This is a genomic window from Fibrobacter sp. UWB1, from assembly GCF_002210325.1.
In the GTDB taxonomy this organism is placed as follows: Bacteria; Fibrobacterota; Fibrobacteria; order Fibrobacterales; family Fibrobacteraceae; genus Fibrobacter.
Genome location: NZ_MWQL01000010.1, coordinates 40417 through 60743 on the forward strand (window position 1 = coordinate 40417; position 20327 = coordinate 60743).

The window sequence follows — 20327 nt, forward strand, 5'->3', positions numbered from 1 at the left end:
ACAATGGCAAGAGAACTTAAGAAACCTGCCAAACCCGAAGAACCGGACCTGTTGCCGGCAATGGGTTTGTTTACAATCCTGATTCCTATGCTGTTGTCTATGACCGCCTTCTCCAAGCTTGCTATCGTTGAAATCAACATGCCGGAACGCAGCATGATGAACATGGACAACGATACGCCTCCGGAACCGGACCAGCAGGCTTTGAACCTCTCGCTCGCCATTACCAGTGACTACCTGGTGATCGGTGCCCGCGGTGGTTTCCAGCCGAACGTTTACTTCAAGGAAATGTGGACGTTCCGTTGCAAGTCCGATGCGCAGCTCATTACGTATGCGCCGGAAGATGTGAAGACGGCCGTTGATGGCGGTCATGGTCCCAAGTGCAAGGATGGCTCTGAGATGGATAAAGAAAAGTATCTTTATGAAATCGAGACCATCGAACTCTGGGCAATCAACAAGGAATCCGAAGAAGACCCGGGCCGCGTGATTTGGGCCGTGTATTCTTCTCAGTCCGAAAATGTGCCTGACAGCGCATACGTGGACGGTAACAACGCATTCCTCGCTGCTCCTGGCGAAGGCGCTATGGGTCTGACCCCGCCGCCGATGCTCAAGAAGCCGAGCGCAGGCGCTGTGCTTGCAACCCTCACTCCGAACTCGGCTCGTACGCTGAAACCGGATGTGGCTGCAAAGAACATCATCTACCCGCTGTCTGCTTACGACTTGATCGCTAAGGACCTGATTCAGATCCATACGCAGTTCATTGACCTCGAAGACGTCGATAACATCATCATCGTTGCTAACGACGACACCCAGTTCGATAAGATCATTCAACTTATGGACCGCGCTAAAGAAGCCGGTTTCAGCAAGATCAACCTTGCTAAGCTGGGAGGTTAATCATGGCTAGAAGAACTCGTAAATTTAGCGAAGACGTACCTTTCTCCCTCACGTCCATGATGGACATGATGACCATTATTCTGGTGTTCATGATCAAGAACTTGGACGCTGAAGGTCAGCTTTTGACCCAGGCCGAAAACCTCATTCTTCCGGTGTCTACCTCCAAGGTGCAGCCGAAGGAAGTGGCTCTGACGGTCGTGGTCGATAACAACTACGTTGTGGTCGATAATGCAAAGATCGTTCCTACCGAAGACGTCTTGAAGCAAGAAGACCTTCTTGTGACCAAGGTGGACTCCGTTCTTAAGGAACGCCGCGCAACGGAACAGGAACATGCCCTGAAGATGGGTCTTCCTGCTGACGAAGCCGGTAACATCGTTGTGCAGATCGACAAGAACATCCCTTACGATGCAATGTATAAGGTCATGGCCACTTGTGGCTTCTCTGGCTACACGCACATTGCATTCGCCGTTATGCAGAAGAACGGAGGGGAGGAATAATTATGGCTAAAAAGAATACTCCCGAAATGGATCCGTTAGTAGCGTCCCTGATGCCGGAATCCGACAAGAAGATGGGTGCTATTGCCGGTATCTCTTTAGTCGTAGCTTTGGCTATCTGCCTTTGGGCTTCCATGTACGAACAGGTGGTGGACGAAGTCGTGTTCGACGACTCTGCCGCTGCTGATCTTACTGCTTCTATGACCATCGATGAAAAGAAGGAAGAGAAGAAGGAAGAGAAGAAGAAGGAAGAACCCAAGAAGCCTCGTAAGAAGGCTGGTGGTGGTGGCAAGCCGCGTGGTAAGGGTCAGCCCAACGCTCCCCAGACTCGTGGTGTGCTTAAGCTCTTGACTGCTCAGACCAAGAATGCCTCCGCAGGCGCCTATGACCTCATGAAGAACCAGAAGTTCTCCAAGGACATCGACAAGGTGCTGAAGGACGTGGCTGGCCTCCAGACGACGGGTAAGACCGTTCTCGGTGGTCGTCGCGGTAAGGCTGATGGTGGCTTTAACGAAGGTTATGCCGAAGGTGGTTCCGGTGGTATCGGTGACGGCCTGGCTGGTCTTCTCGGCGGCGGTGGCGGTGGTATCGCTACCAAGGCTAAGGGCTCCATCAGGACTCCGTCTGAACGCGATATCGACATGGGTGCCGGTGGTGGATCTCGTTCCGCTGCAGACATCATGAAGGTTGTGCGTCAGCGTACTCCGGGTCTCCGCCACATCTATAACAAGTTCCTGAAGAAGAAACCGGGCTTCCAGGGTAAGGTTACCTTGAAGTTCACGATCGCTCCGGGTGGCGAAATCATCAGTATCTCCATTGCTTCTTCTACGACCGGTTACGGCGAATTTGACGGCGAAGTCAAGAACGCTGTGAGCCGCTGGAAGTTCAGCAAGGTGAAGTCTGGTAACACCACTGTTACGATCCCGTTCACCTTCTCCGAATAATTCGGCGAAAACTTGAAAAAAGACCGGACTTTCTAGTCCGGCCTTTTTTTGTATAAAAAAATTGGCTTTTGTTTAAAATATTGTTGCGTTTTTCGTTTAATTAAACTAACTTTAAAAACAGAAATTTCAATAGGAGTTTTCCAATGAACTTAAGAACAGCTGCCGCGGTTGGAGCCGCATTCGGTATTCTTGGTGTGGGTTCTGCTTTTGCAACCTTTGCACGTGTTGAATCCATGGGCAAGAACTCTACTTACATCATGGACGATGTGAGCATCTTCGATAACCCCGCAAACGTAAACCTTTACTCCAACTATTTGATCGGTGGCTTCGGTGCCTATACCGACAACAATATGTCTGCTGGCGGCAACGTTGATCCGCAGCACCCGACTTTTGGCGGCATCTTTGCAATCTCCTTCGGTGATGACAACAATCCCGATCCCAAGTTCTCGATTGGTGGGCTCTTCGGCCGCGTTAACTCCGACCTCGCCATGTACCTGCCTGACTACGTGCAGACTGGCAAGAATACCTATGCGGTTGTTCCTGAAACGGTAACGAACTTTGACGGTTTCTTGGGCGGTACGTTCTCTAGCGGTGACGCTTGGGGCTTGCACATCTACATCGCTCACCAGGATGGTGGCGATCTCGATGAAAGCGGCACCTACCAGACTGACGACGATGCCTATGCATCTATCGTTCAGTTGGACGGTGGCTTGAATTTCCAGACGGGTAGCGGTACCTCTTATGAATTGGCCGGCGGTATCGCTCGCGTGCAGTATGGTCCGGATCGCCACAGTTTCTTTGACGATGGCGACTTCACGATTCTCGCCAAGGCTCGCGCCTTCTTCACCATGGAAGCTATCGATGGTGAATTGGTTCCGGCAGCTTCTATCAAGCTTGCTCAGGCTCCTGGCATCGAAGACAAGCATGCTCAGGCTGGCATGGGCATTAACGTTGCTATGGATCGCGGCTTCTTCTGGCTCGGCCTTGACTTCATCTGGAATCAGAAGAAGGCTCATGACTGGTTCTATGACAAGACTGTGGACGGTGGCGCATGGGTTTATGATTCCCGCGACGACGAAGACCCGCACTGGGACAAGCGTTCCGACGTTGGCGGCAAGATCAGCTTCGGTATCGAACGTAACATCTGGTGGGATTGGTTCGTTATCCGCGTGGGTGGCCAGAAGTCCATTCTCTACACCGATTGCAACGTGAATTCCAAGAACAACTACACCGATTCCCGCTATGGCATTTGCAAGGACGACGGTACGTTCTTCTCTACCAACCCGCTGGCTGACGGCACTGCCGACGACCATGTTGGATTCGGTTTCGGTATCAACATCGAAGAACGCTTGAAGATTGATGTGACTGTTGCTGAAGACGTACTGTTCCGCAACCCGTTCCAGGGTGAAGGACGTCTCTTCTCCCGCCTCGATGCTACCTACTCGTTCTAATTCCTTCGGAATTGTTCGGACTTGAATACGAAGACGCCCCTCTTGGAGGGGTGTTTTTTGTTTACGCCTTCGGCGCAAATTAGTGGTTAGTAAATAATGATTAGTAAACAGGGGTTGAATATATCAAGATTCTCCTAATCACCAACCACTAACCACTGTTTACTCTATTCTCTTTCTACATTTAAGGTATGAAGTTTATTGTTTGCCTATTGGCTACAGCTGTTTTGCTTTTGGGCTGTTCCGAACCGACGGAACGCATTGAGAATAAATTAACTGATTACCTGCAAGACGACTTGAAGTTCATGGTGGCAGAGACCATCAAGTCCTCCAAAACGCGCGAAGGACTCCTGGACACGCCTTACTACCGGGTCAAGGACTTTAGACTTTTCGATGGCGCGGAGGCCCGCGTTTATGCGGCCTATGCCGAGGTGGATTTCTTTATCTACAAAGACATTGCCATGCACGAAAAGCGAAAGTATCGCTATGATGTGAATACGCGTGGTTGGGATCGCTACAAGAAAGAATGGAAGTTCGGCGCGGACTCGCTGCGGTGATGCCGCTTCGCGACAGTTCTGAGTTCCAAGTTACTAGAATTTCATATTGAAAATCTTTAGGAACAAGGAACTAATAACTGGTAACTTTTTATATTTTAATTGGAAGTTAAATCTTAAACAAGGATTGGATTTTGTTCGGCCTCTTTTCTTGCGATATCGGTATTGACCTCGGCACAGCGAATACGTTAGTCCATGTGGCAGGTCAGGGAATTGTCATTAATGAACCTACGGTTATTGCGGTGGACAGCAAAAATAACCGTGTTTCTGCCATCGGTTTTGAAGCGAAAAAGATGCTTGGCCGTACGCCAGGCGAAAGCCGCGCCGTGCGCCCGATGCGTGATGGCGTGATTGCCGATTTCGAACTGGTGGAAAACCTTTTGCAGACATTCATCAAGCGCGTGCAGAAGTACCCGCTGTGGATGGTGAAACCCCGCGTGGTAGTCGGTGTCCCGAGCGGTATTACCGAAGTGGAAAAGCGTGCCGTGATCGATGCGGCCAAGCAGGCCGGCGCCAAGGAAGTTCACCTGGTGCACGAACCCATGGCTGCCGCCATCGGTATGGGCATTCCTGTGGAAGACCCTGTGGGTAACATGATTGTGGATATTGGCGGTGGTACCTCCGATATCGCCGTTATCGCCTTGAACGGCACCGTCTGTAACGCCTCTGTGCGCGTGGGCGGTGACGAAATGGACGAAGCGATTGTCCGTTACCTGCGCACCATGTACAACCTTTGCGTGGGTGATAGCACTGCAGAACAGATCAAGATCCAGATTGGCTCTGCCAGCCCGCTCGAAGAAGAATTGACCATGGAAGTGAAGGGCCATGACTTCTTGGCCGGCATGCCGCGTACAACTACGATTAACAGCGCCGAAATCCGTGAAGCCTTGAACGAACCTGTGACGGCCATTATCGAAGCCGTGAAGCAGGCCTTGAGCATCACTCCGCCGGAACTCTCTGCCGATATTTACGACAAGGGTATCATCATGACGGGTGGTGGTTCTCAGTTGCGCGGCTTTGATGAACGTATTCGTAAGGAAACGGGTCTTTCGGTGAACGTGATTGATGAAGCTCTGACCTGCGTCTGTAAGGGTGCTGCACGCATTCTTGAAGACTTGGATAAATATCGCCCGGTTTTGATTGCATCTTCGAACTAATTTGACAGGGCTCGATGCTTAGGGCGATTCGCTTTATTGTCGACTTGTTTACACAAAGGCACGGCATCGTTGCCTTTGTCTTTTTCTTGGCTTTAGGCCTTTTGATGAGGCAGGCGCCGAACACGATTCGCGAGAGTATTGTCTCGTCGGCGGTGTCGACGCTGTATTTCCCGGTGCAGCGCATTGTGTCTGCGGTGGGGCATTACAAGGCTGTAGCGCTTGAAAACGAACAACTGAAAGAAGAAAACGCACGCTTGAGGCAAGAATCCTACCATGCCCGTGAAGGCTTGCAGGAACTTGCCCGACTGCACACGCTAGTCCGATTTGACGACAAATGGGATTTCCCGATTGTGACGGCTCGCGTGATTGGACACAATCCCGGAAGATTCCTTACGACGATGGTGATTAACCGCGGTACAGAACATGGCGTGAAAGAAAACATGCCCGTGTTTTCGATGAACGGCTTGGTCGGAAAAATCTCAAAAGCGGGCATAAGCCATTCGCGTGTGCAGCTGCTTGTAGACCCGAATCTTAAGTTGTCTGTAATGGACCGTCGTACTCGCGTGGTGGGATTCCTGGAATCGATGGATGGCGTCCGCTTGACGGCGCTTGTTCCGACCCATGCGGGAGTGCATGCGGGCGATACGCTTGTGACTTCTGGCCTGGGAGGCATTTTCCCGAAGGGCATTCCCGTGGGCACCGTAAAGGAAGTCCGCAAGTCCGATCTCGATGTGATGCGCCAGATGGAAGTAAGTCCGTTCCAGGATTTTTCGATTCTTGAAGAAGTGTTCGTGATGGAAAAGGAACCGGACTGGATAATCAAGGAGCTGCTCGATGAATAACTTGGGGTGGCTGAAATCGCTTGTTTTGTTTGTAATCGTATTTGCTTTGCAAATGACGGTTGCCGATTGGCTCAGTTTCTTTGACGTGGCGCCCGATTTCGTAATGATCTTCATTGTGGCGATGGCCATTAGAAGAGGGCCTACGGCCGGATGTTTTTGGGGCTTTATTGCGGGCTTTACGCAAGACGTGTATGCGCCTGTGGAGTGGCTCGGGGCAAATACGATTGCCATGACTGTGGTAGGCTATGCGGTGGGGCAGCTTGAAGAACGATTCCTTTCGCTCAATTTGCCCGCTAAAGTCGGCGTGCTTGGCCTTGGCTTTTTTGTGAGTGACATGATTTACTTTGCGATTACGGGCCTTTCTAAAGACGTTGTCACGAATTTGTTCCTTACGAAATCGCTGCCCGAATGCATTTACACGATGCTGATTGGCGGCATATTCTTCTACCTGGATTTGGGCAGCAAAAAGAAGAAGCATGCTTAAGGGAATGTCCGAAAACGAGACCCTGCAAAACAGGAACTGGAATGTGCTTGTTTACATGACAGGTGTCGTGGTCATGTTCTTCGTTCTCATTTTGCGCCTGTTTTCGCTGCAGTTTACCCATTACGACGAAAACCTGCAACGTTCCGAAAACAACCGCCTGCGCAAAGTGGTTCTTGTTGCCGAGCGCGGATACATTTATGACCGCAATGGCGAAGTGCTGGTGCGTAACCGTCCTTCTTATCAGATTGCATTAACTGCAATCAACATGCCCCGCAAGAAAGTGGATCGCGATTCCCTGTTCATGAAGTTGCTCGGCATCAAGGATGCTTCGGGCGAACGCCTGTTTGATTCCCTTTCGCTGGATACGGCGTTCCAACGTTCCCGCTGGATCAAGAATAGGCCGATTCGCCTGCTGGAAGATGCAACCGCCGAACAGGTTGCCATTATTGAAGAACGTTCCGAAGAATTGCCCGGTATCATGACGGTGATTGAATCTCGTCGCGAATACCCTTACGGCACGCTGGCCTCGCATGCGCTGGGTTACACTAGCGAAATTTCGGAAGAGCAACTCAAGTTGCCGGAATACGAAGGCTATACGCAGGGGGACCGAATCGGGCAAAAGGGACTGGAACAGTTTTACGACAAGGAGTTCCGTGGCGTTAACGGCATGAAGCTTGTGGAAGTGAACGCTTCCGGACGCGAAGTGGGCTCGCTTGACGGCGTCGAGGGCACGGAACCCGTGCCGGGGCTTCGCCTGGTGTCGACGATTGATTTGCGCCTGCAGAAGGTTGCCGAAGAAGCGATTCCCGATTCGGCGAAGGGGGCGCTTGTGGCGATTGATCCGCGCAATGGTGAAATTCTGGCGATGGTTTCTTCGCCGCGACTGGACCCGAATATATTCTCCCTGAAAAAGCGCGAGCGTAACAAGGGCTGGGCGCATGTAGCGCTTGATTCCATGAGACCGCTTACGAACCGCGCCATTTCGGGTACGTATCCGCCGGCATCTGTTTTTAAACTGGTGACGGCGGGCGCTGGCCTTGAAAGCGGAATTTTGACCGAGAACAAGTATTATTCCAAGCCCTGTACGGGTGGCTACCAGTACGGGGCGCGCTACCAGAAATGCTGGGGCACGCACGGCAGCTTGAATGTGGTGAACGCGATTCGCCTGAGCTGTGACGTGTTCTTTTACCAGGCCGGTCTCGATATTGACATGGCCCGCATTAATGAATTCGGCCGTCGTTTTGGCTTGGGCGAAAAACCGCTTGGAATTGACATTCCTGGCGAAAAGGGTGGCTGGCTTCCGGATTCGGCGTCGTTTAACCAGAAAAACAAGCGCTTGGGCTGGCGCTGGGCTCGCGGCTTGATTCTGAACCTTTCGATTGGCCAGGGACAGATTGTAACGCCTTTGCAACAGGCGACCCTGATTGGTTCCTTGGCGACGGGGCGTGGCGTTTACAGGCCGCACTTTATGAAGGAACTCCGCGATATCGACGGGAATGTCGTCCGCCGTTACGAGCCCGAAATTGTTCGCCCGGGCAACATGAAACCGTATACGCACCGTATTTTGCTTGCCGCCATGGATTCCGTGGTGAACCATCCAGGGGGCACTGGTAAGCGTGGCGCCCTCCCTGGAATTCGGGTGGGGGCAAAGACCGGTTCCGGTGAATGGAAGAAGGGCGAAAAGACTCACGCCTGGTATGCCGCGGTGGCGCCGCTTTACGACCCGGAAATTGCCGTGGCCGTGATTATGGAAGCTGCGGGTGGCGGCGGTGCTGTTTCGGGCCCGATCGCCAAGAAGGTGATGGAAGCCTATTTTGAAAATAAGGAAAAGGAGGCGGGAAAAAATGAAGCCCAATCGACTCCTTAGCCGTTCGCTCCGGTTTGACTGGATGTTCATTGCTCTTACGCTTGCCTTGATGAGCGTGGGTGTTGCCCTTGTGTATTCGGCTACGATTGCTGAAGATACTTCTGTGGTGGAATTGTTCTGGTTCAAGCAGATCGTTTACTTCGTTTTCGGTAGCGTCATTGCCGTAGCTTTGATTTTTGTGCGTATTGACTGGTTGAAGCGAGCGGCAATTCCGCTGTATGTGCTTGCGCTCGTGTTGCTTGTGGTGGTGTTGTTCTTTGCCGGTGACGTGGTGAAGGGTGCTGGGCGCTGGATCGACTTGGGCGTTTTCAAGTTGCAGCCTTCGGAATTTGCAAAGATTGCTTACTTGCTGATTATTTCTTACTGGCTCTCGAAACATCCGGTTAGCTTGTACAAGCTGAAATCTTTCGTGGTTCCTTTTTTCTTGTTCATTGTGCCTTTCGCCTTGGTGCTTAAGCAGCCGGACTTGAGTACGGCTCTCGTGTTTATCGCCGTGACCATGGTGGGGTTCTTTTTTGCGGGCCTTACCCTGACCGATATGTTCCTGATCGTGAGCCCGGTGCTTTCGGTGCTTTTCTCGCATTCGCAGGCGCTTTTATTTGAAATCCTTTGGGGACTTTTGATTTGCGTGGTGGTGTTTGCCCTGTTCCGCAGGAAACTTCCGAAGGTGTTGACGGCTTTGATCCTGATGGCGAATATTTTTGCGGGCTATGCAAGTTCCATGGCGTGGAACATGCTCGAACCGCACCAGCAAAAACGCGTGAACACCTTCTTGGACCCGATGAGCGACCCCTTGGGTGATGGCTATCAGGTGTTACAGTCGCTGACAGCAATCGGTTCGGGCGGCCTTACCGGAAAAGGTTTTGGAAACGGTTCGCAGACAAACCTTGCCTTTTTGCCCGAAGAACATACGGACTTTATCTTTAGCGTGCTCGGTGAACAGTTCGGCTTTTTGGGATGCGCCTTTGTGCTGGTTCTTTATGCCCTGTTCCTGTGGCGTGCTACATCGATTTGCAGGTTGTCTTCGGACCCGTTCGTGACGCTCATGGTCATGGGGGCTTCGACGATTTTCTTGTTCCATATTATGGTGAATATCGCGATGACGGTAGGCCTTATGCCGGTAACGGGTTTGCCTTTGCCGTTCCTGTCTTATGGCGGCTCGTTCGCGTTGACGTGCATGGTGCTGGTCGGCTTTTTGCTTTGCTTGCACTTCCAGGCTCGTCGCCGCTAGTCAAAAGTTGCCGGGGATCATTTTTCCCACTTTTCAGAAATTTGGCGTATAGATAAAGAGGGACCCGTTGCCTGGGTTCCGAGGAGTTCATATGCGCTGGATAGAAAATGTGGAACGCTTTGTTTTTGGAGCCGAATGCCTAGGATGCGGGAGCCCTTCGGGGGCCTTGGACCCTTGGCTGTGCCCGGAGTGTGTCAAGGAACTGGAACGCGAATCGACTATAGATGTGGCTCCCGGGCCGGATACCTATAGTTTGTACCCCATGCGGCCCTTGACACGGCGCTTGGTGCATGCGCTCAAGTATAGGGGAATTTCGGGAATGGCGACGTATCTGGTCAAACATTCGGCATCGGTTCGGTGTGGGCTTTTGCGCGAGGAAATGTCCATGTTCCCGAAACCGCTTTACTTTGTTCCTGTTCCGCTCCATAGGGCCAGGTATAGGGAACGCGGCTACAATCAGGCCGAAAAGATTGCCGCGGCGCTTTCGCTTGCTTTGGGCGGTAAAGTCTGCCGTTGGCTGAAGCGAAAGACTTTTGTTGTTTCGCAGACGAAGCTTTCCAAGGAAGAACGGGAGCGCAATGTGGCATTTGCATTTGGCTGCGTGCTAAAAAAGCCTCCTTTATCGGGGACGGTTGTCGTCGTGGACGATGTCTTTACGACGGGGGCGACCACTTCGGCATGCCTGGCGGCTTTCGGACGGGATTTCCCGCTCCCGGTCAAGGTATGCACGCTACTTTATGACGAGCCGGCCTCGGCTGTTGCCGATTTTGTCGCCGACAACCAGATGGAATGGGAAATCAATTAGATGTGAGATGGGGGAATGGGGAATGCAAAAAAGCTCCCGGACGGGAGCTTGTTCGCGGAGGAAGAGGGACTCGAACCCCCAAGCCTTACGGCGGCGGTTTTCAAGACCGCTGACTTACCAATTAGCCTATTCCTCCAAGGTTTCCCAAGGATAGAAAATTTCGCCTAATTCTGTCAAGCGTAGTTGAGAATAATGCAAAGTTTATCTAAATTTTACATAGTATGACGGATTTGGACGACAAGCAGGTTGTAGAATCCCAAAGGATACTGGAGCTGTTGTTCGCTTACATGCCGAAAATTGCGGCAGAGCGAAAGATGGATGGCTTGCTGATTCTGATGGCTGATTTGGGACGCTCCATTGTGGTGGCGGACCGCTGCTCCCTGTGGCTTGTCGATAACGATCGTGGCGAATTATGGACCAAGGTTGCGCACGGCGTAAGCGAACTTCGCATTCCGCATGACGCGGGCTTCGTGGGCTATTCCGTCAGGACGGGTGAACCACTCTTGATCAAGGATGCCTACCAAGACCCGAGGTTCGATCGTCGATCAGACGAAAAGACGCATTATCGAACAACGTCTGTAATGACCGTTCCGCTCATGAATTCGGCTGGCAACGTGATGGGTGTGTTCCAGGCGATCAACAAGCGGGGAACTAACGAACAGGGTGAAGCTGCCGTATTCTCGATACAGGACTTGGAACGCCTGAGCCTTACGGCTGTCTATTCTGCAAAGACTGTCGAATCTGCCATGTTGAATATGGAACTGGAAGCGACCCAGCGTGAAATCATCCATATTCTGGGTGAGGTTTCGGAATACCGTAGCGAGGAAACTGGCGACCATATTCAACGTGTCGCCGAGATTTCTAGCATGCTGGCGAAGTTCCTGGGGCTCCCGGAAAACGAGGTGGAACGTATTCGCTTGGCCGCCCCGATGCACGATTTGGGCAAGGTCGGCATCCCCGACGCCATTTTGAACAAGCCGGGCCGCTTTACGGACGACGAATACACCATCATGAAGACGCATTCCGAAATCGGCTACAACATGCTCCACAATTCCAAGCGCCAGTTGCTTCGCTTTGCAGCTGAAATTGCCCGTTCTCACCATGAACGCTGGGATGGCCGAGGCTACCCGAAGGGAATTTCCGGCGAAGAAATCCCCTTGGCTGGCCGCATTTGCTCTGTTGCCGACGTCCTGGATGCACTTTCTAGCCCGCGTTGCTACAAGCAGCCCTGGCCCGAAGAAAAGGTCAAGGAAGAATTCCTGAAACAGCGTGGCGCACAGTTCCAGCCGGAGCTTGTGGACGTGTTGATGGAACACTGGGACGAAATTTACTGCCTCTACCGACACAATTTCGATTAAAATTTTCTAAACACTTAGCGCTTTTTAGAATTTTTGAAAACAAAAAATTAAAAAAGACCTCGAATTCGAGGTCTCTTTTTCGTGGCACCGGTCAGAATTGAACTGACGACACGCGGATTTTCAGTCCGCTGCTCTACCAACTGAGCTACAGCGCCGACTTGGTAGGCCAAATATAGAACACTCTGTGATACTTGTCAAGGGTAAATAGAATATTACTGATAATTTTCCCTTTTTTTTGAATAATCTTCTAAATTTAGTATCTGGGTGCTAAAGAATATGGCCTTGGAAAGTGGGATTTCCCGGGAAACGTTTTTAATAGGATAGCAGTGTGTACATATTCAACAAAGTAAATAGTCTGGCTTTGATGGGCGGACTGAGTTTGGTTTTCTCGGGTCTGGTTGCCTGTAACGATGACTCTGCATCGCATAACCGTGCAAATGACGATCCTCCTGTAAAGATTGATACGGTGAAAAAGGTTGATCCGGTTACCGGTGATACTGTTACGGAAATTAAGGAAACTCCTGCGACGAGGGATACTGTCCGTACGATTGACCCGGTTACGGGCGATACGCAGTATGTAGATAGAATCATTTATGTCCCGGCCGACACGACCGTTCACTGGGTGGGTAATTCTTCTTTGGTGATTACCGAAATTAGCCCCGTAAACTTGGACTGGCTCGATGAAAACGGAGACGATCCGGGTTGGATTGAAATCTACAATGCCGGTGATGTCGCTGCTAACCTCAAGGGTTATTCGCTTGTTGAAAATTTGGAAAAGCCGCGCAAGTGGATTTTTGGCGATGAACTGCTTGCTCCAAAATCGTTCCGCACCGTGTTCTGCGACAAGAATGATGTGAACGCCGTGGCACCCTCTGCAGATACGTCCAAATATAAATCACGTACCCATACTAACTGGAAACTGGAAAAGAAGGGCGGCTCTGTCTACCTGATTGACCCGTATTACGCAATCCGTGACTCGGTGAACTATCCTGAACTTTCCTCGGGGATGAGCTGGGGCATTGTGGACGGCGGTGCGTGGAAGTACTTTGAAAAGCCGACTCCGGAGCAGCCGAATACGGCAAGTACGGCATACGAAGGCGTTGCCCCCAAGTTCAACTTTAGCGGAAACCAGGGCGGTTTCTACAATGACAAGGTTGTCTTGAATGCCCCGACTGGCCTTCCGGAAGGAATGAAGGTGCGCTGCACCCAGGATGGATCCGCTCCGACCGAAAGCTCTCCCGAGTTCAATAGCGAGCTGGTCATTGACCATACGATGGTTTTGCGTTGTGCCGCGTTCAAGCAGGGCCTCTTGACCAAGGATGTGGTGACGAATACGTACTTTATCGGCGAGACGGTGAATATGCCGGTGGTGGCTTTGAGCGTGGATCCGATTTTCTTTGAGAAGCATTACGTTAAAAAGAGTTCCTGTGGCAGTTCTGATCCTAATAGCTGTCCGCCGGGATTGATGGAAGATATTGAATACCCGGTGCATGTGGAATATTTTGCCGAGGGCAGTAGTTCTAAAGAAAAGGCTTTTGAAGTCGATGCCGGTATTTCTTTGATGGGTGGCTGGAGCCGCGTCAACGATAAAAAGTCCGTTGCGATTGCCATGCATGAAGAGTACCAGGCCGGCAAGATTGAGTATCCGTTGTTTGAAACGCGTAAGGGTGTTAATGACAAGTACAAGGCTTTTAACCTGCGTAACAACGGCAACCGCTTTGTAAGTGACTATGTCGAAGATGCTATGGGTGGTGCCCTTCTGGAAGGCTCGGGTGTGGATTACCAGCGTAGCCGCCAGGTGGTGGTGTTCTATAACGGCAAGTATTATGGCATTCACGACATGCGCGAACGTTACAACCGCGCCTATGTAGAAACCAACTACGGTATCAACAGCAACTCTGTTCAGATGGTTAAGCATTTGGGAGCTATAGATAAAATTACGGCCAGTGGCGATGATGCTTCTGCCGTTGCGAATTACAAATCGATGCTTACGTTTGTCGGTAGCAACGATATGTCCTCGGCAGAAAATTACGAAATGGCGAAGACTTTGTTGGATGTCGGTAATTTCGCCGATTACATGGCTGCAGAAATTTACTACCACAATGGCGACTGGCCGAACAACAATGTGCGTGCCTGGTCTGTTCCGGGACAGCAACCCTGGAAGTTCATGGTTTATGACTTGGACCATGGTTTCGGTTGGGCTTCGGATTGGGGCGTAAAAGATCCCGTTAATGGAGGCAAGTTTGGCGAAGGTACTAATATGTTCACCTGGATCAAGCAGGGTGGTGGCAACAAGCCGTGTAATGAAGTTGGTTGCTTTGCCAATCTTTATATCAAGTTGATGGAAAACGCCGATTTCAAGCGCATGTTTATCAATCGTAGCTGCGCAATGTGGACCAGTTATTTGAATTCCAAGAATGTGTCTACAATTGTAGACCAGATGGTGGCGACGATTCCTGAGTCTGAAAAGAATAGAGATGTTGAAAAGTTCAAGCAGGATGAAATGTATTACCCGGACGGATTTGACTGGAAGGGCTCTCATTTGAAATCCTGGGCTTCTGAACGCGACGCCAAGGTAATCTCTGAATACAAGAGCGAATTCAAGCTGGGTGAAATGGTGAACGTGACGATTTCCGCTAATGGCAATGGCTCAATCCTGATGGACGGCATGAAACTTCCGAGCACGAGTTACAAGGGCAGGTTCTTTGCCGGGAACACGATGGAACTGACGGCTATGCCTGCTGCCGGCGCCGTATTTGCGGGCTGGTCCGATGGTGTTGCGGATTTGACCCGTACCGTAACGATTGCTGACGGTTTGTCGATTCAGGCTAATTTCAAGTAGTTGCACTTTGCAAGCATTTAAAAAAGGAGTGTGTGGCATTGCGCCCCACTCCTTTTTTCTAAATTTGGCGCCATGAAAAGTCCCGTGCGCAAGATGTTCGACGAAATCGCCAACCGCTATGATTTTCTGAATCATACGCTAAGCTGCTTTCAGGATATCTTGTGGCGTCGTAGTTGTTGTCGGGAACTGAAACGGATGCGCCCGGGGAAGCGTCTGCTGGACCTTTGCGGTGGAACGGGCGATTTTGCGGCTACTTACGAAAAATTCAATGGCAAGCCCGATATCGCCGTTTTGGGCGATTTTTCTTATGGAATGCTGAAGGGCGCTGCAGGGAAGACGATGACGGCTATCCCTGTGCAGCTGGATGCCATGAAAATGCCTTTTGGCGACGCCTCGTTCGATGTGATTCTGAACGGATTTGGAATGCGTAACTTGCCCGATGCCGAAGGCGGCTTGAAGGAATCTGCCCGCGTGCTCTCGAATGGGGGGTACTTGCAGGTGCTGGAATTCTTTTCGCCGAGGAACGCGTTCAACAAGTTTTTCTACAAGAGACTTGCACCGCTCTTTATTCCGGTGCTGGGTGCCTTTTTTAGCAAGCGGGAAGCTTACGAATATTTGGTGAATTCGGTGCTTCGTTTTTTGCCGGTTGCAGACTTTGTCAAGTTGGCGGAGTCGAACGGCTTTGAACTGGTGCATGTGAAACCTTGCTTTTTCGGTGTAGCTTATCGCATATTACTGAGGAGACGGACATGAGGTTCATTTTGGGGGTGACCGGCGCGAGTGGCGTCATTTACGCGACAAGAACCGCGATGCATTTAAAACGCCTGGGGCACCATGTGACCGCCTTGGTGACGCCGCCGGGCAGAGGCGTGGTAGCCTACGAGGGCCAGGACGAATTGTTCGATTACGTGGACGAAGCTCCCGACGTGAAAAACTTCTTTGCCGAATGCGCCAGCGGATCTGCCGACTATGCCGGCATGGTTGTGGTTCCCTGCTCCATGGGTACGATTGGCCGCATTGCCGGCGGAACGTCGGATAACTTGTTGATCCGTGCCGCCGATGTCTGCCTCAAGGAACGCCGCCCCTTGATTGTGGTGCCGCGCGAGACTCCTTACAACTTGATCCACTTGGATAACATGACCCGTTTGACTCGTCAAGGCGGGATTGTGATTCCGGCTTCGCCGCATTTTTATGACCACCCGAAGACGATTGAAGAATTGGTGGATACCGTAGTTGCAAAAATCCTGATGCACTTGGGCGCGATGAGGGATGCTGCCGATATTGTAAAGCCTTGGAAGGGAATTTCGATTCCTAAGGCTGCCAAGCAGAAGACTCCTTCTGTGAAACACTTGGCCAAGGTGAGAGCGAAAAAGAAATAACTATGCTTAAAAAGGTTCTTGAATTCGGCCACATGGTGCGCTTTAGCCATTCGCTTTTCGCGATGCCTTTTGCGATTGGCTCCATGTGGGTGGCGGCTGATGGTTTCCGCGGCATGGCTGCCGCGGAGGCGGTCAAGATGATTGCGCTTATTGTGGGCTGTATGGTGACCGCCCGTAACAGCGCCATGAGCTTTAACCGCATTGCCGACGCCGATATCGATGCCAAAAACCCGCGTACTGCAAAGCGCCACCTGCCTGCGGGGCGCCTGAGCAAGGCGTCGGTAATCGCCTTCCTTGCTATAAACGGAGTGCTTTTCGTGCTGTTTGCCGCGCTGTTACAACCGCTCGCCGGCTTGCTTGCATTGCCCGTATGGCTCCTGTTGCTTTCTTATTCCTACTGGAAACGCTTTAGCTGGCTTTGCCACTGGTTCTTGGGTTTTGCGATTGGCATGAGCCCGCTTGGCGCCTGGATCGCCATTCGCGGCGAATTCGCTGTATTCCCGATATTCTTGCTCGTGATTCTGATGCTCTGGATGGGCGGCTTTGATATCATCTACGCGACACAGGACGAAGAAATCGACCGCGCCATGGGACTGCATTCGGTGCCTGCCCGTTTTGGCCGCAAGCGCGCCTTGCAAATCGCTTTCTGGAGCCATGTGGCCATGCTTGCCTTGTGTGTGGTCTTCGGCGTGTTTTGGGACATGGGAATCCCTTGGTGGGTGGTGACTGGACTCATGACTGCTGCAATCCTCTACATCCATTTATTCCGCAAATCCGATGACCTGGACACCATGAACCGTGACTTTTTCTTGGCGAATGTCGCCATCAGCGTACTCGTGATGGCGGGGCTTATCGTATGGATTTGCATGGGAGGCGATGTCGATGCCCTTTACTAACGGCCCCTTCAAGAAACCATTCTCTATCGAAGACAAAATCAAGATGTTCGACCGCATGGGCGCTACCGCAGCCGTGATTGCGCTGGTCATTATTATGCTGATTGAATCGGGACATGTGGGGGAGTACAAGAACCTCGCCGATATGGGGCTTACCGCGATGATCGTGGTACTTGCCGTTTCGCTCGCCGGCAGTCTTTTCTATAAGACCAAAAGAAAGTAACTTAAATTTCCAAGTCGGCGGAATACACGGTTTCGACCGTTCCGTCGTCGCATTTGAAGAGTAGGCTTCCGTCTTCTTGCATGTCGAGGATGGTGCCATTTTTTTTGATGGCACCGTCGCCGCTTTCGCGGTTCTGGTCGGTGCAGCGGTTGTTGACTACGATAGTACCGCGTGCGCCAATGAACTGGTCCATGCGTTTCCAGGCTGCAACCCACGGACGAATCCCGAAGGCGCGGAACTGCCCGATGGCACGTTCCAAATTCGCTATAAGCATTTGCAATAGTTTTTCGCGGTTGATCTTTTGACCGCAAATGTCCTTGAGCGTGGTGACGGCGCGGCCCAAGTGGGCGTAATCGAGCGGGCTGCTGTTCACGTTGATGCCCACGCCCATGCTGATGCTGATTGCAGGATGAACTTGGCCGCTTGAGTCATGCTGAACTTGGTTGACGTACACAACCTCGGCCAAAATCCCGCAGAACTTGCTTTTGCCGCAAAGAATGTCGTTTGGCCACTTGACGGTGACTTTTCCGACGCTTTGGTTTCCGAGTCCATGCGCGTTGGATTCGTCTTGCAGACTCTTGAACACTTCGGCGAAGGTGAGGGCTGCGACTTGCGTGACTTGCGGAGCCGATGCGAGCGGGATTCCTTCAAGCGGAATCAGAATGTTAAAGTAAAGGTTTTGCCCGGCGGGGGAGGCCCAGGTGCGTTCATGACGGCCACGCCCGGCTGTTTGCGTGTCTGCCACGTACAAGGTGCCCGGTTGAATTTCGCCTGCAGCAGCGCGGGCCTTCATTAGGCTGTGAGTACTTTCGATTTCCTGGAAAAGTTGCGCAGGAGCTCCGCTTAATCCGCAAAGTTGCCAATCGGCAAAATTTCGTTCGCTTGAAAACATTCTTGCTATTTCTAAGCTCTAAGTTCAGCCGACTGGTTTTACTGGTCTTTCGCCTGGTCTTCGATCATCTTCAAGGCTTCTTCGGGGAAGATGGCGAAGTATTGCTTCTTCTTGTCTTCGAAGAGTTGCAGCAAACGTTCCTGTTCGAACTGTTCGCGGTCGATGTTCTGCATAAAGAATTCGTCGCGGGCGAAGTCGCGGGTGGTCATCTGCTTCTTGATGTCTTCGGAGAGGTCTATGTCGTCCCACAGGATGTAGTACGACCCGACGATGCCGTCGGCAAAGATGTCCACGTTCAAGGTGACGGAGTTGCTCTTGGTCGAGTCAACTAGCTGCACCTTGGTGTCGCGCTTTTCGGGGCGGAACACTTCTACGTCGTTCACGGGTTTGTCCAAATCCTGCGACCAGCTGAAAGCAGCTGCGCACAGCAAGAACATAACCTTATGCTTGAACGACAAAATCATAGCTACAATATACAATGAAAACGCCCCAAATAAAAGGGGCGGGCAAAAAAGCGTGATAAAAAGGGGCTTAAAACCTGAATTTGTGGCGCCAGGACTCAAACCACGCCGTATTGTTTCCATTTGCCGCCGCGCCAGCGGATATAATTCACAATAGAACGGTAGAATTCGTCGGCGGCCATGCCGAGCCAGATTCCCACGAGGCCCATATCGAGGCCGAAGGCGAGCAGGAGGGCGGTGCCGAGCCCGCAGGTCCACATCATGGTAGACCCTACGATGGCGGGGAACTTGGAATCGCCCGAAGCACGGAGCGCCGAAGTGATGACCATGTTCGCGGCCTTGAAGGGCTGCAGAATCACGTCGCACCAAAGGCAGAGCTTGCCGAGGCGGATGACTTCGGGGTCGCTGGTGTAGAACGAAAGCAGCTGGGTGCCAAAAAGTGCAACGATAACTGCCACAATGAGTCCGCTAGCGCTTCCGGCAATCAAGCTCTGGTGCAGTCGGCGGTTCGCCTTGTCAAAGTCGTGGGCGCCTACAAGGTGGGCGACGAGAATCTGGTTCCCGCTGCTCAGGCCCACGCTCAAAATGACGGCGAGCATGGCGAAGTTCGCGCTAAAGATTCGGGCGGTCATGGCGATAATGCCCAAGTGCACCACGATGGCGGTCAGCACCACCTGGAAAATCTGGAAACTTACGGGCTCTACGGCAGCGGGAAATCCGATGCGGATCCAGTCCGGCAGAATCACGCGGGAACGCTTGAAGTCGGTACGGCGGATCTTGTGGTGGACCTTGACGTGCAAGATGACAAACAGGATGCTCGCGGCAATCAGCCACGAAAGCATGGTGGCAAGAGCCACGCCCTTCACGCCCATCTGCGGGAACCCGAGGTATCCGTTCAAAAAGATCACGTTCATGATGGCGTTCGAAACAATCGTAATGAAGTTCCCGAGCAGGTTCCAGACGGTAAGACCGTGGGTCGCGATCAAAGACGTGAGGGAAGATTGCAGGGCGCGGAACGCAAAGCCGATAGAGACGATATGCAAGAATTCGCGGGCGTGGTGGGCGGCATCGCCGGTAAGCCCCATCCAACTTACAATCTGGTTGTTTAGGGGGATAATAACCAGCGTGATTGCAATACCTAACAAGAGGCTGCCCAACAACACCATAGTCTGGGTGGTGCCTGCTTGCTTGGGGCGTTCTGCCCCAATAAACTGCGAGGCGATGCTCGCCCCTGCCTGGGCGAATGCGTTGATGGCCATAAAGAGCGCGCCCAGCACGGGCATTAATGCCCCCACGCCCGCCGCCGCCGATTCCGACGTACGCGACAGGAACCAGCTGTCCATCATGGGCTGGCACGTGGCGATGCCGAAGGTAATGAACAACGGCCACGAAAGGCTTAAAAGGGAACGATCCTTCACTTGCACTTGCATACGGAGCCAATTTTAGAAATGCCCCGGCTGTAAGGCTAGGTTATTTAAAAATTATCTGTATACAGAAGTATTCGCTTAAAACTCGTCATTGCGAGCCGAAGGCGAAGCAATCCAAGAAAAATGTGATGGATT

The 20327-nt window shown here is 51.9% G+C and carries 20 protein-coding genes and 2 tRNA genes; 17 read left to right on the forward strand and 5 right to left on the reverse strand.

What is annotated here, in order from left to right:
* Positions 1–3: 3 nt before the first annotated feature.
* From B7988_RS09085 to B7988_RS09135, 11 genes are all read left to right on the forward strand, one after another.
* On the forward strand, positions 4–891 hold the full coding sequence (locus B7988_RS09085) for a biopolymer transporter ExbD (RefSeq protein ID WP_073319371.1): 888 nt from the start codon (positions 4–6) through the stop codon (positions 889–891).
* A gap of 2 nt (positions 892–893) precedes the next feature.
* Positions 894–1388, forward strand: coding sequence for a biopolymer transporter ExbD (locus B7988_RS09090; protein ID WP_073319374.1), 495 nt, complete (start codon positions 894–896; stop codon positions 1386–1388).
* A gap of 2 nt (positions 1389–1390) precedes the next feature.
* Positions 1391–2329, forward strand: coding sequence for an AgmX/PglI C-terminal domain-containing protein (locus B7988_RS09095; RefSeq protein ID WP_073319377.1), 939 nt, complete (start codon positions 1391–1393; stop codon positions 2327–2329).
* A gap of 143 nt (positions 2330–2472) precedes the next feature.
* A complete protein-coding gene (locus tag B7988_RS09100) occupies positions 2473–3780 on the forward strand; it encodes a hypothetical protein (RefSeq protein ID WP_088657662.1) in 1308 nt (435 codons plus the stop codon).
* A 188-nt stretch (positions 3781–3968) separates the two neighbouring features.
* The gene (locus tag B7988_RS09105) at positions 3969–4334 is read left to right on the forward strand and encodes a hypothetical protein (RefSeq protein ID WP_073319383.1); all 366 of its coding nucleotides are present in this window, start codon (positions 3969–3971) and stop codon (positions 4332–4334) included.
* A gap of 131 nt (positions 4335–4465) precedes the next feature.
* Positions 4466–5488: a rod shape-determining protein gene (locus B7988_RS09110; RefSeq protein WP_073319386.1), complete on the forward strand. Its 1023-nt coding sequence runs from the start codon at positions 4466–4468 to the stop codon at positions 5486–5488.
* Positions 5489–5502: 14 nt separating this feature from the next.
* Positions 5503–6330 (forward strand): rod shape-determining protein MreC, encoded by an 828-nt coding sequence (gene mreC, locus B7988_RS09115; protein ID WP_088657663.1) that lies wholly within the window; start codon positions 5503–5505, stop codon positions 6328–6330.
* Positions 6323–6814: a rod shape-determining protein MreD gene (mreD, locus tag B7988_RS09120; RefSeq protein WP_073319391.1), complete on the forward strand. Its 492-nt coding sequence runs from the start codon at positions 6323–6325 to the stop codon at positions 6812–6814. The genes mreC and mreD overlap by 8 nt, the downstream gene beginning before the upstream one ends.
* The gene (mrdA, locus tag B7988_RS09125) at positions 6807–8681 is read left to right on the forward strand and encodes a penicillin-binding protein 2 (RefSeq protein WP_073319394.1); all 1875 of its coding nucleotides are present in this window, start codon (positions 6807–6809) and stop codon (positions 8679–8681) included. Before mreD ends, mrdA begins: the two co-directional genes overlap by 8 nt.
* Positions 8659–9912 (forward strand): rod shape-determining protein RodA, encoded by a 1254-nt coding sequence (gene rodA / locus B7988_RS09130; RefSeq protein WP_073319397.1) that lies wholly within the window; start codon positions 8659–8661, stop codon positions 9910–9912. The genes mrdA and rodA overlap by 23 nt, the downstream gene beginning before the upstream one ends.
* A gap of 91 nt (positions 9913–10003) precedes the next feature.
* On the forward strand, positions 10004–10717 hold the full coding sequence (locus tag B7988_RS09135; protein WP_073319400.1) for a ComF family protein: 714 nt from the start codon (positions 10004–10006) through the stop codon (positions 10715–10717).
* Between the two features lie 55 nt (positions 10718–10772).
* On the opposite strand, the gene B7988_RS09140 is transcribed toward B7988_RS09135, so the two are convergent.
* Positions 10773–10853: transfer RNA gene (locus tag B7988_RS09140), tRNA-Ser, on the reverse strand.
* A gap of 85 nt (positions 10854–10938) precedes the next feature.
* Between B7988_RS09140 and B7988_RS09145 the strand changes: the two genes are divergently transcribed.
* Positions 10939–12075: an HD domain-containing phosphohydrolase gene (locus B7988_RS09145; protein WP_088657664.1), complete on the forward strand. Its 1137-nt coding sequence runs from the start codon at positions 10939–10941 to the stop codon at positions 12073–12075.
* 82 nt (positions 12076–12157) lie between these two features.
* Here the strand turns inward: B7988_RS09145 and B7988_RS09150 are convergent.
* Positions 12158–12230, reverse strand: a tRNA-Phe gene (locus B7988_RS09150).
* A 173-nt stretch (positions 12231–12403) separates the two neighbouring features.
* Between B7988_RS09150 and B7988_RS09155 the strand changes: the two genes are divergently transcribed.
* From B7988_RS09155 to B7988_RS09175, 5 genes are all read left to right on the forward strand, one after another.
* The gene (locus tag B7988_RS09155) at positions 12404–14917 is read left to right on the forward strand and encodes a CotH kinase family protein (RefSeq protein WP_249268932.1); all 2514 of its coding nucleotides are present in this window, start codon (positions 12404–12406) and stop codon (positions 14915–14917) included.
* Positions 14918–14989: 72 nt separating this feature from the next.
* Entirely contained in the window at positions 14990–15670 is a 681-nt protein-coding gene (locus B7988_RS09160) for a ubiquinone/menaquinone biosynthesis methyltransferase (RefSeq protein WP_088657666.1), read from the forward strand.
* A complete protein-coding gene (locus B7988_RS09165) occupies positions 15667–16296 on the forward strand; it encodes a UbiX family flavin prenyltransferase (RefSeq protein ID WP_073319412.1) in 630 nt (209 codons plus the stop codon). The genes B7988_RS09160 and B7988_RS09165 overlap by 4 nt, the downstream gene beginning before the upstream one ends.
* 2 nt (positions 16297–16298) lie before the next feature.
* The gene (locus B7988_RS09170; RefSeq protein WP_088657667.1) at positions 16299–17192 is read left to right on the forward strand and encodes a 4-hydroxybenzoate octaprenyltransferase; all 894 of its coding nucleotides are present in this window, start codon (positions 16299–16301) and stop codon (positions 17190–17192) included.
* The gene (locus B7988_RS09175; RefSeq protein ID WP_073319417.1) at positions 17179–17412 is read left to right on the forward strand and encodes a hypothetical protein; all 234 of its coding nucleotides are present in this window, start codon (positions 17179–17181) and stop codon (positions 17410–17412) included. Before B7988_RS09170 ends, B7988_RS09175 begins: the two co-directional genes overlap by 14 nt.
* Before the next feature lies 1 nt (position 17413).
* On the opposite strand, the gene B7988_RS09180 is transcribed toward B7988_RS09175, so the two are convergent.
* The 3 genes from B7988_RS09180 to B7988_RS09190 form a co-directional block, all read right to left on the reverse strand.
* Positions 17414–18304 (reverse strand): biotin--[acetyl-CoA-carboxylase] ligase, encoded by an 891-nt coding sequence (locus B7988_RS09180; RefSeq protein ID WP_088657668.1) that lies wholly within the window; start codon positions 18302–18304, stop codon positions 17414–17416.
* 38 nt (positions 18305–18342) lie between these two features.
* Positions 18343–18768 (reverse strand): hypothetical protein, encoded by a 426-nt coding sequence (locus tag B7988_RS09185; protein WP_073319422.1) that lies wholly within the window; start codon positions 18766–18768, stop codon positions 18343–18345.
* 95 nt (positions 18769–18863) lie between these two features.
* Entirely contained in the window at positions 18864–20195 is a 1332-nt protein-coding gene (locus B7988_RS09190; RefSeq protein WP_073319426.1) for an MATE family efflux transporter, read from the reverse strand.
* Positions 20196–20327: the final 132 nt, after the last annotated feature.

Bases quoted from the DNA above. Each gene is read 5' to 3' on its own strand.
- B7988_RS09145 (WP_088657664.1), top strand. From the start codon at position 10,939: ATGACGGATTTGGACGACAAGCAGGTTGTAGAATCCCAAAGGATACTG.
- B7988_RS09100 (WP_088657662.1), top strand. From the start codon at position 2,473: ATGAACTTAAGAACAGCTGCCGCGGTTGGAGCCGCATTCGGTATTCTT.
- B7988_RS09165 (WP_073319412.1), top strand. From the start codon at position 15,667: ATGAGGTTCATTTTGGGGGTGACCGGCGCGAGTGGCGTCATTTACGCG.
- B7988_RS09175 (WP_073319417.1), top strand. From the start codon at position 17,179: ATGCCCTTTACTAACGGCCCCTTCAAGAAACCATTCTCTATCGAAGAC.
- B7988_RS09180 (WP_088657668.1), bottom strand. From the start codon at position 18,304: ATGTTTTCAAGCGAACGAAATTTTGCCGATTGGCAACTTTGCGGATTA.
- B7988_RS09160 (WP_088657666.1), top strand. From the start codon at position 14,990: ATGAAAAGTCCCGTGCGCAAGATGTTCGACGAAATCGCCAACCGCTAT.
- B7988_RS09135 (WP_073319400.1), top strand. From the start codon at position 10,004: ATGCGCTGGATAGAAAATGTGGAACGCTTTGTTTTTGGAGCCGAATGC.
- B7988_RS09170 (WP_088657667.1), top strand. From the start codon at position 16,299: ATGCTTAAAAAGGTTCTTGAATTCGGCCACATGGTGCGCTTTAGCCAT.
- B7988_RS09090 (WP_073319374.1), top strand. From the start codon at position 894: ATGGCTAGAAGAACTCGTAAATTTAGCGAAGACGTACCTTTCTCCCTC.
- B7988_RS09105 (WP_073319383.1), top strand. From the start codon at position 3,969: ATGAAGTTTATTGTTTGCCTATTGGCTACAGCTGTTTTGCTTTTGGGC.
- mreD (WP_073319391.1), top strand. From the start codon at position 6,323: ATGAATAACTTGGGGTGGCTGAAATCGCTTGTTTTGTTTGTAATCGTA.
- B7988_RS09190 (WP_073319426.1), bottom strand. From the start codon at position 20,195: ATGCAAGTGCAAGTGAAGGATCGTTCCCTTTTAAGCCTTTCGTGGCCG.
- mrdA (WP_073319394.1), top strand. From the start codon at position 6,807: ATGCTTAAGGGAATGTCCGAAAACGAGACCCTGCAAAACAGGAACTGG.
- rodA (WP_073319397.1), top strand. From the start codon at position 8,659: ATGAAGCCCAATCGACTCCTTAGCCGTTCGCTCCGGTTTGACTGGATG.
- B7988_RS09095 (WP_073319377.1), top strand. From the start codon at position 1,391: ATGGCTAAAAAGAATACTCCCGAAATGGATCCGTTAGTAGCGTCCCTG.
- B7988_RS09185 (WP_073319422.1), bottom strand. From the start codon at position 18,768: ATGATTTTGTCGTTCAAGCATAAGGTTATGTTCTTGCTGTGCGCAGCT.
- mreC (WP_088657663.1), top strand. From the start codon at position 5,503: ATGCTTAGGGCGATTCGCTTTATTGTCGACTTGTTTACACAAAGGCAC.
- B7988_RS09085 (WP_073319371.1), top strand. From the start codon at position 4: ATGGCAAGAGAACTTAAGAAACCTGCCAAACCCGAAGAACCGGACCTG.